Source organism: Vibrio sp. JZG10, from assembly GCF_054064075.1.
Genome location: NZ_JBSUGE010000002.1, coordinates 384,514 through 400,438 on the forward strand (window position 1 = coordinate 384,514; position 15,925 = coordinate 400,438).

Consider the following 15,925-nt stretch of genomic DNA (forward strand, 5'->3'; position numbering starts at 1 on the left):
ATCAGACTTTAGATCATGCTGCCGCTTGGACAACCTAGAGAAACAACGCCGCCATAACTCGTTGTGGGTGTAGCTACCATGACTAAATCAACAGGAAGAAACACAACGTCCGTTGCTAACGACAAAGGGATGTCAATCAATGAAAGTGGATATAACGCGATGGAAGTAATATCAGATCTTAAATAGCAAGGTTGTCGTGCGACTGATAACGCGGTGCCTGAAAACGGCTTTCCGTATCCGCCACCAGCATGCGCATCTATAGATGAACACCCCACCATTAAAGATGCTGACACCACAAGAAATACAACTTGTAGCTTTTTAAATATATTTATTTTCATTTAACCTAGATTCCAACTAACTATTATTTTTTAAAACTAAACCCTCTCTCTCAAATTGTATATTCAATGAATTTACTCATATAGGTCTAGTGCAACCATGTTAATACGTTCTATGTATTAGAAACAATTCATTTATTTCCAATAGCACCCGTGAGTTCATGCGACGTGACTAGAATCGCACTTAATTTTTTATGCAAGCACCAAGTTAAGATCAACCTATTCGTTTTCCCGTTGGAGTCGCGTACCTTTCATCTAATGTAAAAAAGCCGCCAGAACCATTTGGCTCTGGCGGCTTTTGTTTTTATCGAAAACTCGATTACTGCTGTAGCTTAGCTTTGGCTTCTACTACTTTGGCGAAGTCTAGCACTCTCTGCGTTTGAGACTCGATTAAAACCCTATAAAACATTAAAAGTACCGTTATACTTCAATGAAGCCTGAAATATTAATTGAGTTGTTCTATGTAGCGATTCAGCTCTACCGCATATGTTTTTTGATCAATCGCAGTATCACCTATTTCTTCATCTAGAAATCCAAGTAACATTTGTGCGCCTCCTTCGCCGTTATTTAACGCTTGAGTCAGGTAATAGGCCGAAAGCACCTTGTTTTCAGGTAAACTACAGCCATCATCATACAAACATGATCCTAAATAAAATTGTGCACTCGCCAACCCATCATCAGCAGCCTCTGAGATTAAAGAAAAGCCCCTCTTAACATCCATGACTTTTGGCTCTTTTAGAAGGATGATCCCTAAAAGCTCTTTACTATATACATCATTTACTTCAATAGCTTTGATCAATAAAGACTTTGCTCCTTGCACATCACCTTGTTCATAAAATTTATTTGCTTCGCTATACAACTTCTCTGTAGCTTCTCGGTTCTTAACTAGGAGGCTTTCTGTCGTTTTAGTTGCCTCAAACTTTGACGTAGTATCGTTACATGCCGTAACAAAGAGGGCTACTAATAAAACGTTAACAATTCTCATGTTATTCCCATGTACATTTGATAAACAAGACCGCTGTCGAGTATGAATCGTCATACTGACCGCTTACAATTTGAAACTTTGTATTGATCGGAGCTTTAGCACTAGCTTCACATATATTGGCAATTTGACCACGAACATAGGCACTCGAATCAAAGTTATATTTGTCTTCTTGAGAAATTATACTTGCTAATGAAACTCGAGATAGTTGAGGCGCTTTCCCATATTCCCTCTCGACTTTCAAATACTTCACATTCACAATCAAAATGCAGCCAGATGATTCTAGATTTGCATTGTGTACTCTATTAGCTAGCGCTCTAACGTTTTGTCGGATAATATCAAAGAGAAGCATAGCTCTGCCTTTCTGTAAAACCATCCCTAAGGCCATAGCCCTTCCACTATTTGCTTTCATTGCAGTAGAAGCTAGAGTTGACGGCTGTATTGGAGCTAGAGACGAAAAATTACGTGAAGGAATAACAGCTTTGTTTTTCCAGTGCATTCGATCTGTTAACTTATTAGACTTGACGGCCATGTTGCGATCTATCTGTTCCTTAAGCTTTTGTAACCTTTTCTCACCAGTAATATCATTTGGAAGCTTACGTAATGGTCCCGCAAGAGAAGTATCTTTTATGGTACTAACGGGAATTTTCTCATTGTCTATTTTGCTTCTTAGTTCGACACAAGAGTTAAATAGTTTGTCCGCTGGATACATGTAATTAATGTAGTTTATTGATAACGGCGTATCTCTCTCATGTGTTAGTATAGAAATGTACATAATGATCCTCTCAAAACCACCATTATGAACAAGAATGCATAACTTTCAAAGCTCTAAGTTGTCCTAGTTGTGAGATATTCCCTAAACAATAAAAGTTAATTTATCGTTAAATGCTTATTAAAAACACTTGGTGAACATTACAAATAAACATTCTTTAACTATAATCTACATGTGTTGTAACCATTACATTTAAGAACATTTAAAATAAAGGCTAACCAATTGGTTAGCCTTTATTGATATTACTGCTGTAGCTTCGCTTTGGCTTCTACTACTTTGGAGAAGTCTAGGCCCAGCTCTTCCACTGCTTCTTTAATCAGTACAGGATTTTGCATTACCTGCGCCATTAATGCTTGAAGCTGATCTTGTGGCAGACCTAGTTGGCTGATAGTTGCCATTGCAGCCAGAGGGTTTTGAGTTAACGCCTGAAATAGCTCGTTGATTTGCTCGTCGCTAATATTGTTTTCTTTCAACATCGCAAGAATCGGGTTCATCAAATTACCTTTAAATACTATGTAAAACAGACCCGCAGTTTACCATTGGGTTTTGTTAGTTTGCACGCAGACTTTAACCACCACACCACCATCGACCAAGTTATGGTCGAATATTGGTGAACGTTGCGGTAGTGACTCCATCACTTTGCGATGAAAGCGCTTTTATATCCGCGTTAAAGTAATATGGATTAAGTGGTATTTTACTCTCGGCTGGTCGCGCGTAGTAAAGCTTAGCGGGCTGTTTTGCCATTTGTTGCGCGTACAAATACCCGACCAACGCATGTTCAAACTGGTGGTAACCATTTCCCCAATGGAACGCTTTGGTTGATTTAGGATTCAGACCAACACCTCCGTATTGATGATCCACCCACACGTCCATAAAGGTGGGTAACGTGTATTGCAACGTTTCTTTCATCGAATCATCGACAAGAGAAACCGTCATCGCCGCTTGATCGAGTTCTGCCCATTCCCAAGACGAGCTATAGTGTTTGTGCGGTCTTGATTGCCAAGCAGGAATGCTCTCTTGCGTCCATTTACTCTGCCATTCTGGCGAGAAGAACGCTTTGACTTGCTCAAAGTTTTGCTGGTATTGCGCTTGTTTAAGCGTATGTTTCATTCCTTTGAAACCAAACTCTGTCCAATTGGAATTCTCCAACAACTGACCAGTGAGATACGTCATCCAATACGCTTTGATGGTGTGTCCAAAATCATTGTGCTTCGCATCTGGCATCATTACCGCTTTGTGGTGTATCGCGCCATAAAAGCGCTGCTCTTTGTCGGAGTGGTAGTTATCCAGCATCACTTGCGTCAGCCACTCCAGATCTTGTTTCCACTTGGCTTGCGCTGGTTCTGGTAAAAGTGGCGCCGTTAACAACAGGTAGCCATTGATTTGGTCAAGTTGAGCGACTAACTCTTGCTGCTTCTCACTTTCTCCATCACCATCTTTCAAAACCCACGCCAGACCGCGATCATCGCTTCGTCGGTATTGTTTAAATATAAACGCTTGTTGGTCGATAAGTGCTTGCTCAACTTTTGGATCTTGCGTCAAGTAGTAGTACATCGCCAAGCCTACCAAGGCGTAAGCTTGGTCTTGAGAAGTTCGCTGTTGCCACTCCATCCCCGGTTTTCCACTACGCGTAAAGCTCACGAAGCCGCCGTTTTTCTCATCTTGTAGATGATCAATCAGGTAATAAGCCCCTTTCTTTGCCAGCTCTAATGCTTGTTTGTCACCCGTAAGATGAAAAAGCACGCCATAAGCGTAAGTTTGGCGCGATTTCATGCGTGTGTATTCGCGATCGAAGTGCGGGCTAATCCACCCTTTGTTTAATTCTTCACACGGCTTTTGTGGGTCGAGAATGACACCGTTATCACAACGAAATGTCGGAAAATTCCCCGCAGGTTGCCCATGCGCGCTTTCCATCATCCAATATGGGGCTAGGCCATTCGTCACATGGTTCAACCAATCATCCCCCGAAGGCAGATCCACATCAGCAAAGCTGTTCATGCTCGTCGTTGCGAGCAATAAGGTAAGATATTTAAAAGACATAATGCTCAATTAAGCTATTGAATTTTATCCAGTATAAATAACTCCCTTTACGCATATTGTCGTCGTGGTCACAATCGCCTTACGCATTTGCTTGCATTATTCATCTGTCTGCCTTATTCGATGACTGAGTCGAGAATAAACGCCACTCTGTCTTCGACTGACATTTTGGGCACTTCGATCAATTGATAACCAAACTTGTGATAAGCGTTGACCATCTGTTTATGCGTGGCGACCGCTTCAGAAAAATCTTGCTTTCGCTCTTCATCGTTGCTGAATATCGATGCCCACTGTGGAAAAATGAATACTTGAGAATGATAACGAAGCGTCTGGCAATGCGTGATAAGCTCATGCGAAATTGGCAGCCGCTCCAACTTGCTGTAGCCATATACGTCCACAATACTGCGATCAAAAAACACCTCCGCTTGGTGCACATTGAAAGCTCGGTAATTGCCCACTTCTTCTTTTGTCATTTCGTCTCTAAAGGCTTGTTTGTCATTCCAAGGTAATGCTGAACCGTGATTCGCAACCTGCATTTGTATCACGTGACGACCGGTTTCTGGCGCGCAGATAAAGCCTTGTGTTTTTAGTTGTTCGATAACCGAGGTTTTTCCTGCACCGGGACCACCAGTGAATACGATGAGTTTGTTCAAAATCTTTTCCTTATTTTTTGTTTGAGTGAAGTAATGCGTGTACAGCCAAGAAAATTGGCATGGCATTTGGCACGCCAGCGTTAAGCGAGATCGGCAGTCGAAAGTTTGGGATAGAAATGAGCAGTGAAAAATATTGATGAAATGAAAGCTTAAACGGCGTGTTCAGCGTTTATAAAAACGGAGGAATTTTGAGCGAATCAAACTTGCCCCAAATATTGGGTTGGGAAATGGAGAGATTGGATCATCAGGTTAACGCGTCAATTGGCTTTCTATATCAAGAAGATGGCACCTAAGCCTAAGAACGCAAAGAAACCGACGACATCGGTAACGGTTGTCAATACTACCGAGCCAGCCACGGCAGGGTCAATGTTAAACTTCTTCAACGTGAATGGTATCAGCGTACCCGATGCCGCAGCCGCCAGACTATTGAGAAAAATTGCGCAGCAGATAATAAGCGCCAATGGCCAAGAGTCAAACACCATGTAGACGACACCCGCGATGACTAATCCCATGATCAAGCCATTAATGGTGGCGATTTTTAATTCCTTATTCACCAATAGCTTCAAGTTACTTTGGTGCAAGTGATTCAATGCGATACCCCGAATGGCCACCGCTAAGGTTTGGCTACCTGCGATGCCGCCCATACTCGCCACGACGGGCATTAAGATCGCAAGCGCAACGACTTGCTCGACCACATTATCAAAAATACCAATGATGGCAGAGGCAACAAAAGCGGTCAGCAAGTTAATCACCAACCAAAGTGCTCTTAGCCTTGTCGCCACAGTTAATGGTGTGAACAAATCCTCTTCGCTTCGTACGTTTTCTGCCACTACAGCTTGTAAGCTGAGTTCACGCAAAGTAATCGCGATGGTCGCCATCGACAAAACGCCCATAATTTTGCCACCAGCCATGATAGGAAACCAATGCGCTCCACCATCAATCGAGACCTGTTTACTGACGCTTTGAATCGTTTGGATATCTTCCAGAATTGGCGTGACTACGGTCAAGTCTGTGAGTTTGGTATGGTTCTCATGCAGCAACAGGGTTTGAGGTTCTATCGTCCCAATAACGCCTCCGACATCACGCACGATGATCAATCGCACCGGGCTTTGTCCACGTTTTAACAACTCGGTTTTGATGCCTCCTACGCTGTTTTTAGGATTTGCGACTAAAAAATGCGGCTCGGCATATCTCCCCACTTTGTTATCTTCATACGACAGCGCTTGTTGAATGTGCGCGACCGACTCTTCACTTTGGTCGATAAGGTACTCATCCACAAATTCGGTCGGTAGAAAGTCTGCAAAGATGATCAGTTCCGAATCAGTGATGTACGCTAAGCGTTCATGTTGTAGCTCTTTGTTGAGTGATTGATGAATGTGCTTGGCGGTGTCGTATCGCAGCAAATTTAATACCGTCCAGTACTTCTCTGGCGGCACCGCTTCTATCACGCGTTTACGATAAGCAATGTTGACCGACTCCAAAATGTTCGCGATTTGCGCTTCCTGATAGTCTTTCAAAAAACCGAGGTCTTCGGTCGACTCTATCGCTTTAATGATCTCGGCAAGCAAATGAGGCACTTTGCGATTAATTTGTAATTGGCTGGAATCTATCATCATTGTCACCGATTTCCTTGGGCATCACGTTAGTGTCAACACGATGTCTATTACCTAAAGGCATGAGATCCTGATGTTAAAATTCTAGGCAATGGCACGCACAATTGCGGAATTTATATTTTGCTCGCAGAAACAGAACGTCTTTGCATAAGGGGATGGTATAAACTTTAGTGTGCATTAGGCGCATTTGCCTCGTTTGATAATGGAGTAATCAATGGCACCAGTATTTTTTCTGACTCAGCAAGCCGCCTTACCAAGTCGTAAGGTGCTTCGTAAAGTGATTCAGTTTGCGACAGCGCTGGCTCAACCCATCGTGGTATTGGTGGAAGATCACCGCCGGAGTGAAGATCACGCGTTCGCGCATTTCCTTAGTTTCAACTCTGACCATATAGAAAAGAGACAAGCTGAGTTTGAAGCTTGGACATCAAAATTTAAAGACTTCGTTATCGAACTTTGTGAAGAAGAAGAAGTTGAAACGCCAACCCTCTCTTACGAGCATTTCAAAGGGAGTCATTGGATTGCTCAAGTTGCGAAACGTCTTGTCGACCACACAGATTTACTGCTCGTGGGGCATTTTAACAAGCACGACATTCAAACCTTACTCACCGAACTAGCAAAAAACGATTGTGATTTATTGCTATTAAATGAGCGTTCATGGCCTTCTCACGCCAACATGCTTTGCGCGATAGATCCGCTTCATCGCGGAGATGCAAAATCGGTCGTAGATAAAGCCATTGTATCGCGAGGCTCAAAGCTAGAAAAAACCTTGGGCGGAAAAATGACGTTAGTTTACTGCCGCTACGTTGCGCCTTATCTATCTCGCTATCGTGCAGAGATTTTGAGCAATCAAAAAGCAGGCATTACGGACTTTATTACTGCGCAAAAGTTAACACGAGTACCACTACTGCTGCCAGAAGGAAACCCTGAAACGGCGTTACCAAAAGCAGTTAAGCAATCACAAGCGGCAATTCTGATTATGGGCGCATGTAAACGAAGCATGTCATCCCAATTTTGGTCTGGCAGCACTGTAGACACGTTACTTGATCAACCGCCTTGTGACCTGCTGCTCGTCAATAGCACGAAGGATTGATCAGGCTTCCCCATCCCGCCGCATCTTAAATAATATCACGCGCAGTTATTGGCTCTTCATGGTCTCTAACTGCGCGGCTTCATGTTCCGCGTTCAAGGCTTGTTTCTGCTGCTGTTTAACCTCATCCCAACTGCGTCCCGATTCAATCGCAGATACACGCTGCTCGTATTTAGTGCAGGCTCTTTCGAGTACTTTCTCAGGATCTATGCCCTTTTCTCTTTCCAACACTTTTAATACGTTAAGATAGTTCCACAACACATCGCCTAACTCGTCTTCCAAATGACAAAGGCGGTCCTCACGAATCTCTTCACGGACTTCATCGACTTCTTTGCCAATGGCCTCCAGATAAGTCTCTACGCCTTTAAACCAAGTGTTGGTTTGGTCATATTGAGATTTTCTCGTCGCAATTGCGTACAGCTCATCAAATTTCTTCATTATCTCTCCGTAGAACGAGTTTTTATTTACGCCTCTTTAGGACGAATAAACTTCCCTTTTGCCGTCACTCTAACTTCATTATTGACCAGTAATTGAGCCACCAGTTGATATATACCGCGGCGTTCACCTTCACAGTGTGCAGTAATTGTGACGCGCTCATCTAGCTCGATAGGTGCATGGTAGCGCACATCCAACTGCGCTGTAAGGGCTTGAATGTTTCTAAATAACAAACAGTGTGTCATTGCACCATCGAGCAGCGAACTCGCAATGCCACCATGCAACAGGTCTGTGTAACCTTGATGACGAGGTAAAACGTGAAACTCTCCGACAACAGAACCATCGGCTAGACACTGGTAGTTCACAGCCAAAGAGTTCGGATTCGCATCGATGGAAGAACAAACCGCACATTGATAATGAGCTTCGTGAGTGGAATGAAAGTGACTATTTACGGACATGTTAAGTACTCGGCTTGTAAAAAGGAGTAATTAGCATATGCCAATTATTAAAAAGAAATGGCGAGTAATCTTTGTTTGCACGTTGTAGGGCCAACAACCTCATTGTCCATAACGTTAAATAATCATTTTTATAATTAACGATAATTTCCAGTTTATTTAGAGTGGCGATAAGGTTTGCATCGTGATTACGCAACGTTATGAAAGGCGACTTATGAAGTTTCTCCACACGATGATCCGTGTTGTTGACCTAGACAAATCTATCGAATTTTATACAAACGTTCTGGGAATGAGCGTTTTGGATCGTTTTTGAAAACCAAGAATACCGTTACTCACCGGTGTTTGTTGGGAGCCCTGATCAACCAGATGGCGCGACCATCGAGCTAACTTATAACTGGGATGCCGGCAGTTACGACTTAGGTAACGCATTCGGACACATAGCGCTTGGGTGTGAAGACATTTACGCAGCTTGCGAACAAATCAAAGCGCTTGGTGGCAACGTCACTCGCGAACCCGGTCCAATGAAAGGAGGAGAAACGCACATCGCCTTCATTAAAGATCCCGACGGCTACCCAATCGAACTGATTCAAACTAAACAATAACGAGGTTTCCTATGACAGACGCATTATTTCAACCGATTCAACTTGGCTCTCTCTCATTAAAAAACCGCATCGTTATGCCTCCGATGACGCGCTCTCGAGCCTCTCAACCGGGTAATGTCGCTAACGACATGATGGCGACCTACTACGCTCAACGCGCCGAAGCGGGATTAATCGTTGCAGAAGGCACACAAATTTCACCAATGGGTCAAGGCTATGCGTGGACACCGGGCATTTATAGCCCAGAGCAAATTGCTGGCTGGAAAAAAGTAACTGATGCAGTGCACGAGAAAGGCGGCGTTATCTTCGCGCAATTATGGCACGTTGGTCGTGTGACTCATCCTGACAACATCGGCGGCAAGCAACCTATTTCTTCTTCTGCGCTCAAAGCAGAAAACGTGAAAGTATTTATCGACAATGACACAGAGGAACCTGGCTTCGTCGACGTGGCTGAGCCACGTGAAATGACCAAACAAGACATCAAGAATGTTATTGAAGAATATCGACAAGCCGCATTAAACGCGATAGAAGCTGGGTTTGATGGTGTCGAACTTCACGCAGCAAATGGCTACTTGGTTAACCAGTTTATCGATTCTGAAGCGAACAACCGCACCGATGAATACGGCGGCTCAATTGAAAACCGTCTGCGTTTTCTTGGTGAAGTGGTCGAAGCAATGACGCAAGCCATTGGCGCAGAGCGTGTTGGTGTTCGTCTTGCACCATTCACTTCGTTAAACGGCACCGTTGATAGCACACCAGTCGACACCTACACCGCTGCCGCTGCGCTGCTTGATAAACTCAATGTGGTTTACATTCACATTGCAGAAGTGGATTGGGACGACGCGCCAGATACTCCGCATGACTTTAAAACCGCAGTTCGTGAGGCGTATAAAGGCACACTGATCTATGCCGGTCGTTACAACGCAGAAAAGGCGCAACACGCGATTGAAAGTGGCTTAGCCGACATGATCGGTTTTGGTCGTCCGTTTGTTGCAAACCCAGACTTACCAAGCCGCATCAAGCATGACTACCCACTGGCAGAACATGACTCTGCCACATTGTTCGGCGGCGGTGAAAAAGGCTTAGTGGACTACCCTGCGTATCATGCGGGTTAATTCATCTGCGTAAAGCTGATTCGCAACTCGCGACAAACCAATAGCTAACCCAAAAGAACCTTGCTCTTCCCCCTGTGACGCCAAGATGCAGGGTTCTTTTTTAGGCAAGCCACCAAGAATTAACGTCTTTGACAAGATGTACAACCTCGGCACGCAGAACGTGTCGTTTTACTTAGTAAACTGCGTTGTACTTTACAGTAGGCATTTTTCAGTGCGCGGCGGCCTGAAAACCAATCATCCGGTTTAGTGAGGATTAAGTAGCCATTAAATCTCTTAACCAACTCGGTTCGGTTGTTTTCGATAAATCGGCTATCAAACTCGATTTCGAAGTAATCCAGCGCTTCTTCGATACAAGTAAAGCTGGCAATTTTTTCCTGAATCGTATTCTCTGTCATTGTTTCTTTAGCGTTATCATTTTCAATGAAGTCTAAGAGCCTGGCGCTTTACGTTCTTTGATTTGGCGCTTCTTAACATCACTCTTTCTGGGATTTCCATATTGAAATTCAATTTAGGAATTCGTTATTTCCCCCAGCCTTTTCATTTTGATAATCAATTTAAGGTGCTGATTTAAAGCAACATTATTTCTGGTTCATATTTTGCTCTACTTCGTTAAACGGAATGTTGGAGGGACACGATATGACTTACAGAGCGGAAGTAGACGGATTAAGGGCGATTGCTGTCACGTTGGTGATTTTGTTTCATGCAGGAGTTGAGCAGTTCGCTGGTGGCTTTATTGGCGTCGACGTATTTTTTGTTATCAGCGGCTATTTGATCACCACCATCGTGATTAACGATTTGGAAAACCAGAAGTTCAGCCTCGGTGATTTTTATGAGCGACGCATTCGCCGCATACTTCCCCTGCTACTGGTGGTGATTGCCGTAAGCTATTTGATGTCTTGGTGGTTATTTTTGCCACAAGCGCACAAAGACGTTGGTCAGTTCGCAGTGTCTTCTATTCTTTCTTCATCCAACATTCTTCTGTATTTAAAAGGCCACAATTACTTCGGTTTAGAAGATCAAGCCAATCCGCTGTTTCACACTTGGAGCTTGGGCGTTGAAGAACAATACTACATTGTCATTCCTTTGCTACTCATGCTTCTCGCTCGTGGCAAAAACGCGTTTTTCCTGACTTTTTTTGTCGCGGTATTTGCGCTGAGTTTGATGACTATTGTCTATGCGAGCAACGATCCTGATTTCGCCTTCTACATGATCTTCTCTCGTGCTTGGGAGCTGGCAACCGGTTCATTACTCGCATTAGTAATGAGAAAAACCCAAGTTCAATCCAACGATACGCTGGCAACCATTGGCATCGTTTTGATATTGGCTTCTGCACTTTTGTTTGAAAAATCGCAAGATGGCGCTGGTATCACTTTGCTGGTGCCAGTCATCGGTAGCGCGTTAGTGATTTTGTTTGCCTCTAAAGACAATGTCTGCGGTAAATTGCTGAGCCTAAAATGGGTCGTGTTCGTCGGCTTAATCAGCTACAGCTTGTACTTGTGGCATATTCCGCTATTTGTGTTTTACCGCTACATGCTGGACGCAACTCAAGACGTCAATATCTCGCTTTACATTGCCGCTCTTTTTGTACTGTCTTACTTCACTTGGCGCTTTGTGGAAAAGCCGTTCCGCAGCCGGAAAGCCATGAGCATGCGCACTGTGTCTGCGGTTATTGCGGTTTTGACGTTACCCTTGCTGACGTTCGGCGTTATCGGTCATCAAAACGGTGGTTTTCCAGAAAGAAGCGCATTTTTCGAGGCCATGCGCGTTAATAACGGTTACGGTTTAAATTGCAACGGCAACACTGACGTTAACGATGTGTGCTCGTCTGCGCCGCAGCCCACCATCGCTGTGTTAGGCAATAGTCACAGCATGGTTTACGTGAAGCGTCTGTCCGAAGTAACACCAACTGGCGTGGTGCAACTTACTCAAGATTCCTGTGCAGTCGGTTATGTCGACATCATCAAAGATGCTGGATCAATTTCTTGCCGACAGTTCTTCAAACAGGCAGTCGATACCATTTTGCGTACCCCTTCTATTCGTCGCGTCGTTATCTCTTCCAACTTCAATAAAGAGCTTTCACAAGCCGATTATGAGACATCATTAACTGGATTGTTGAATGAACTGGAAGGGAAAGAAGTGGTCGTTTTCGGACCAACGCCTTCTGCACCTTTTGCGGTAGGAGAATGCCTTTGGAAAGCGCGTTTGTTTGGCGAGACAAAAGAGTCCGCATGCGATTTTTCTCCCAAGCGACATCACCCTCAAAACGTGGCGAAGTTAGTGAACTACTTTGAGCAATTTGAGCACATTGAGTTTGTCGACTTGACCGATGCCATTTGCAGAAATGGCGTATGTCGAATGAAAGTTGGTGCGAACAACGCGATGTATACGGATGACAGCCATTTATCTTACAAAGGTGCGGAGTTGGTGCTTGGGCATTACCACAATAGTGCAAATGAAGCGCAACAGTTCACTTACGACCGACAATAACCAAGAGAATAAGCTTTTATGCTTCAGCGCTTATCTCAGGTAAGCGCTGAATATTTTAAAGCGAGAGAAAGCCAGCGTGTTTATTTGAAAATGCGTGGGTCAAACGCGAAATCGAGCTTTTCGGCTTTCTTGATGATCTCTTTCATTTTGGGATGATTTGGGTTCACCACGTAGTTTTTATCACGAGGTGAAATCGTTGAAGGCACTTGCAGTGCGGCAAACTCGGGATGAGGATCATTTAGAAACTGGTCACCAATGTACTGTGTAGACTCGCTCGCCGGTATTGCTCGCCACGTCACTGGGAGATCTTCTTCATCTAAGGTGGCGATGAGGTATTCTGGCATTTCAATACGATATAAATCGTACAGTTTGGTGATGGCAGGGTCGTTGTTTACGTGAACAAACACTTCCAACGAGCAAAGGGATTCCGATTCAGAGAAGTAGAGGGCTTCGGTTCCTTTTGAGTTCCATCGCCCTCCAAATAACTTTGCGCCAACGGGGCTGAATGGCGTGTCAGCGAATTTCTTTTGTGTGAGACGATAAAGCTTCATATTACGAGAACACCCCGTGCTCTAAACGGCCGATCAAATCTTTTACGATTTCAAAATCCACCGTAGTCGACACCATGTCTAGCGGCCTTTTTCCACCTAAGCCGTACACATTTTCTCTCATCCATTTTAACGCGCGCTCTTCGTCGTCAAACAACTCTGTTGCGAGTTTCAATAACATCGCTAATCGATAGATTGCATCACTCTCTTGAGTATTAAAACGCTCATCATTTTTAAGACGACGCTTAATTGTACTAACAGGAATCAGTGTCACATGTTGGAATTCACTTTGAGAAAGCTTTACTCGATCAACAATGTTCCGGTATACCTTGGGCTCAAAGCCTTTGTGAACCGCATCAATACGACCCGTTTCAGCATCTTCAATACCTAACATAAGCCAGAAATTGGCTTTATGAGATTGTTTCGGCTTAAAGCTTTTTAATGCTGCAGTTGCCATATCAAGCTCCTATGGTTCATATGGTCTAGTTATTATGGTTCAAATGAGCTCAATTTTCAATCAAAGTAACAATCAAAGTAAAAAGACAGGTAAAGAAAAAGGCGAGCTTTGCGCCCGCCTCTCTTACTTATTCATCAACTTTGTTTACGCATCTACCGATTTGCATCGTTTCACTTACTACAAGTCAAAACGGTCGGCGTTCATGACTTTCGTCCATGCAGCGATGAAGTCGTGGATGAATTTTTCCTGATTATCATCTTGCGCATACACTTCCGCGTACGAACGTAGAATCGAGTTTGAGCCAAAGACAAGATCCACTCGAGTCGCCGTCCATTTCACTTGGTCTGTTTTACGATCACGGATTTCGTACTGATTAGCACTTACCGGTTGCCACATATATGACATGTCAGTAAGGTTCACGAAGAAATCATTCGACAAAGTGCCTACTCGGTCAGTAAATACGCCCTCTTTTCCACCGCCGTAGTTACTGCCTAAAACGCGCATACCACCGATGAGTACCGTCATTTCTGGTGCTGTCAAACCCATAAGCTGCGCTCGGTCGAGCAACAACTCTTCCGGCTTAACCGCGTAGTCTTTCTTCAACCAATTTCGGAAACCGTCAGCAACAGGCTCAAGAACTTCGAATGATTCAACATCCGTCATCTCTTGGGTGGCATCACCTCGGCCTGGCGCGAATGGTACGGAAACATCATGACCTGCGGCACGCGCAGCCAGTTCAATACCTACGTTACCAGCAAGCACGATAGCGTCCGCAACACTACAGCCCTCTTCTGCTGCTATTTTTTCTAGCACAGCAAGAACACGACTTAGACGCTCTGGCTCGTTTCCTTGCCAATCTTTTTGCGGAGCCAAACGAATTCTCGCACCATTTGCGCCACCTCGGCGGTCAGAGCCACGGTAAGTACGCGCACTATCCCACGCCGTACTTACTAGCTCACTAATGGATAGGCCACTTGCTTCGATTTTTGTTTTCACTAAATCAACATCGTAGTCTGTCTTACCTGCAGGCGTTGGGTCTTGCCAAATAAGATCTTCGCTTGGCACATCAGGTCCGAAATAACATGATTTTGGTCCTAGATCGCGGTGTGTCAACTTAAACCAGGCACGAGCAAAAACGTCATCAAAGTACGCTGGGTCATTTTGGAACTTTTCTGCAATCTTGCGATATTCAGGGTCCATTTTGAGCGCCATATCGGCGTCAGTCATGATTGGATTGTAGCGCTTAGAGCCGTCTTCAACATCGACAGGCTTGTCTTCTTCTTCAATGTCGATTGGCTCCCACTGCCATGCACCTGCTGGGCTCTTCTTCAGTTCCCAATCGTACTTAAATAATAGGTGGAAGTATCCGTAGTCCCATTGTGTAGGGTGTGTCGTCCAAGCACCTTCAATGCCGCTCGTTACCGTGTCACGGCCAATGCCACGTGTTTTGTGGTTAATCCAGCCAAGACCTTGTTCATGAACGTCTGCGGCTTCGGGCTCTGGACCAAGGTTTGCGGCATCACCATTACCATGACACTTACCGACCGTGTGACCACCCGCTGTGAGCGCGACAGTTTCTTCATCGTTCATTGCCATTCGCGCAAAGGTCACACGCATGTCATGTGCTGTTTTGAGGGGATCTGGGTTACCGTCCACCCCTTCTGGGTTGACGTAGATAAGCCCCATCATTACTGCGGCAAGTGGATTTTCTAAATCTCGCTCACCAGAGTAGCGGCTGTTATCAGCGTCACTTGTGGCTAACCATTCTTGCTCGGACCCCCAGTAAGTGTCTTTTTCTGGGTGCCAAATGTCTTCTCGCCCAAAGCCAAAACCAAAGGTCTTAAAGCCCATGGATTCATACGCCATGTTACCGGCAAGGACAATCAGATCGGCCCAACTTAATTTGTTGCCATATTTTTTCTTGATTGGCCATAAAAGGCGGCGAGCCTTGTCGAGGTTTGCGTTATCTGGCCAAGAGTTGAGAGGAGCAAAACGCTGGTTGCCTGTCGCAGCGCCGCCACGTCCATCCGCGATACGATAACTACCCGCTGCGTGCCATGCCATTCGGATCATTAAACCGCCGTAATGTCCCCAGTCGGCAGGCCACCAGTCTTGGCTATCAGTCATTAACTCTTTTAAGTCTTTTTTAAGTGCTTCGACATCTAGCTTTTTCAGTTCTTCTTTGTAATTAAAGTCCTGGCCAAATGGGTTGGTTTTGGAGTCGTGTTGATGCAGGATGTCTAAGTTTAAGGCATTCGGCCACCAATCCATCACCGACTTATCTGTAGATGTTTGCCCACCATGCATAACTGGACATTTACCTACCGAACCGCCGTTTGTGTTGCTCATA

Annotated in this window: 16 protein-coding genes and 1 pseudogene; 4 read left to right on the top strand and 13 right to left on the bottom strand. The window is 44.6% G+C overall.

What is annotated here, in order from left to right; genetic code table 11:
- Positions 1–8: 8 nt before the first annotated feature.
- The 7 genes from ACWYVB_RS04245 to ACWYVB_RS04275 all read right to left on the bottom strand — a co-directional run bounded on the left by ACWYVB_RS04245 (position 9) and on the right by ACWYVB_RS04275 (position 6,395).
- Positions 9–338: a YceK/YidQ family lipoprotein gene (locus tag ACWYVB_RS04245; protein ID WP_080253353.1), complete on the bottom strand. Its 330-nt coding sequence runs from the start codon at positions 336–338 to the stop codon at positions 9–11.
- A 442-nt stretch (positions 339–780) separates the two neighbouring features.
- Positions 781–1,320: a tetratricopeptide repeat protein gene (locus ACWYVB_RS04250; protein WP_256954155.1), complete on the bottom strand. Its 540-nt coding sequence runs from the start codon at positions 1,318–1,320 to the stop codon at positions 781–783.
- Position 1,321: 1 nt separating this feature from the next.
- Positions 1,322–2,092 (bottom strand): hypothetical protein, encoded by a 771-nt coding sequence (locus ACWYVB_RS04255; RefSeq protein ID WP_457528098.1) that lies wholly within the window; start codon positions 2,090–2,092, stop codon positions 1,322–1,324.
- A gap of 239 nt (positions 2,093–2,331) precedes the next feature.
- Positions 2,332–2,583, bottom strand: a complete 252-nt coding sequence (locus ACWYVB_RS04260; RefSeq protein ID WP_005395194.1) for a DUF2999 family protein — start codon at positions 2,581–2,583, stop codon at positions 2,332–2,334.
- 100 nt (positions 2,584–2,683) lie between these two features.
- A complete protein-coding gene (locus ACWYVB_RS04265) occupies positions 2,684–4,129 on the bottom strand; it encodes an AGE family epimerase/isomerase (protein WP_258614570.1) in 1,446 nt (481 codons plus the stop codon).
- Positions 4,130–4,242: 113 nt separating this feature from the next.
- Entirely contained in the window at positions 4,243–4,779 is a 537-nt protein-coding gene (locus tag ACWYVB_RS04270; protein WP_258614571.1) for an AAA family ATPase, read from the bottom strand.
- Positions 4,780–5,048: 269 nt separating this feature from the next.
- A complete protein-coding gene (locus ACWYVB_RS04275) occupies positions 5,049–6,395 on the bottom strand; it encodes a magnesium transporter (RefSeq protein WP_021448459.1) in 1,347 nt (448 codons plus the stop codon).
- 211 nt (positions 6,396–6,606) lie between these two features.
- Here ACWYVB_RS04275 and ACWYVB_RS04280 point away from each other — a divergent pair, with 211 nt between their 5' ends.
- Positions 6,607–7,482, top strand: coding sequence for a universal stress protein (locus tag ACWYVB_RS04280; protein WP_104970652.1), 876 nt, complete (start codon positions 6,607–6,609; stop codon positions 7,480–7,482).
- 45 nt (positions 7,483–7,527) lie between these two features.
- Here the strand turns inward: ACWYVB_RS04280 and ACWYVB_RS04285 are convergent, their stop codons facing one another.
- Together ACWYVB_RS04285 and ACWYVB_RS04290 are read right to left on the bottom strand one after the other, a co-directional pair.
- Positions 7,528–7,917: a MazG nucleotide pyrophosphohydrolase domain-containing protein gene (locus tag ACWYVB_RS04285; RefSeq protein ID WP_025559410.1), complete on the bottom strand. Its 390-nt coding sequence runs from the start codon at positions 7,915–7,917 to the stop codon at positions 7,528–7,530.
- Positions 7,918–7,943: 26 nt separating this feature from the next.
- The gene (locus ACWYVB_RS04290) at positions 7,944–8,372 is read right to left on the bottom strand and encodes a PaaI family thioesterase (protein ID WP_104970650.1); all 429 of its coding nucleotides are present in this window, start codon (positions 8,370–8,372) and stop codon (positions 7,944–7,946) included.
- Between the two features lie 211 nt (positions 8,373–8,583).
- Between ACWYVB_RS04290 and gloA the strand changes: the two are divergent.
- Both gloA and ACWYVB_RS04300 read left to right on the top strand, forming a co-directional pair.
- Positions 8,584–8,971 (top strand): annotated as a pseudogene (gene gloA, locus ACWYVB_RS04295) (lactoylglutathione lyase).
- 11 nt (positions 8,972–8,982) lie between these two features.
- Positions 8,983–10,083: an alkene reductase gene (locus tag ACWYVB_RS04300; protein ID WP_457528104.1), complete on the top strand. Its 1,101-nt coding sequence runs from the start codon at positions 8,983–8,985 to the stop codon at positions 10,081–10,083.
- Positions 10,084–10,202: 119 nt separating this feature from the next.
- Here the strand turns inward: ACWYVB_RS04300 and ACWYVB_RS04305 are convergent, their stop codons facing one another.
- The gene (locus ACWYVB_RS04305) at positions 10,203–10,478 is read right to left on the bottom strand and encodes a nitrogenase-stabilizing/protective protein NifW (RefSeq protein ID WP_005498697.1); all 276 of its coding nucleotides are present in this window, start codon (positions 10,476–10,478) and stop codon (positions 10,203–10,205) included.
- Positions 10,479–10,719: 241 nt separating this feature from the next.
- On the opposite strand from ACWYVB_RS04305, the gene ACWYVB_RS04310 reads away from it, so the two are divergent.
- Positions 10,720–12,570: an acyltransferase family protein gene (locus ACWYVB_RS04310; RefSeq protein ID WP_317410484.1), complete on the top strand. Its 1,851-nt coding sequence runs from the start codon at positions 10,720–10,722 to the stop codon at positions 12,568–12,570.
- 80 nt (positions 12,571–12,650) lie between these two features.
- On the opposite strand, the gene ACWYVB_RS04315 is transcribed toward ACWYVB_RS04310, so the two are convergent.
- The 3 genes from ACWYVB_RS04315 to katG all read right to left on the bottom strand — a co-directional run bounded on the left by ACWYVB_RS04315 (position 12,651) and on the right by katG (position 15,924).
- Positions 12,651–13,121: an RES family NAD+ phosphorylase gene (locus ACWYVB_RS04315; protein WP_005376497.1), complete on the bottom strand. Its 471-nt coding sequence runs from the start codon at positions 13,119–13,121 to the stop codon at positions 12,651–12,653.
- A gap of 1 nt (position 13,122) precedes the next feature.
- Positions 13,123–13,575, bottom strand: a complete 453-nt coding sequence (gene parS, locus ACWYVB_RS04320) for a type II RES/Xre toxin-antitoxin system antitoxin (protein WP_006742299.1) — start codon at positions 13,573–13,575, stop codon at positions 13,123–13,125.
- Positions 13,576–13,752: 177 nt separating this feature from the next.
- Positions 13,753–15,924 (bottom strand): catalase/peroxidase HPI, encoded by a 2,172-nt coding sequence (gene katG / locus ACWYVB_RS04325; protein ID WP_152814591.1) that lies wholly within the window; start codon positions 15,922–15,924, stop codon positions 13,753–13,755.
- Between the last annotated feature and the right edge of the window lies 1 nt (position 15,925).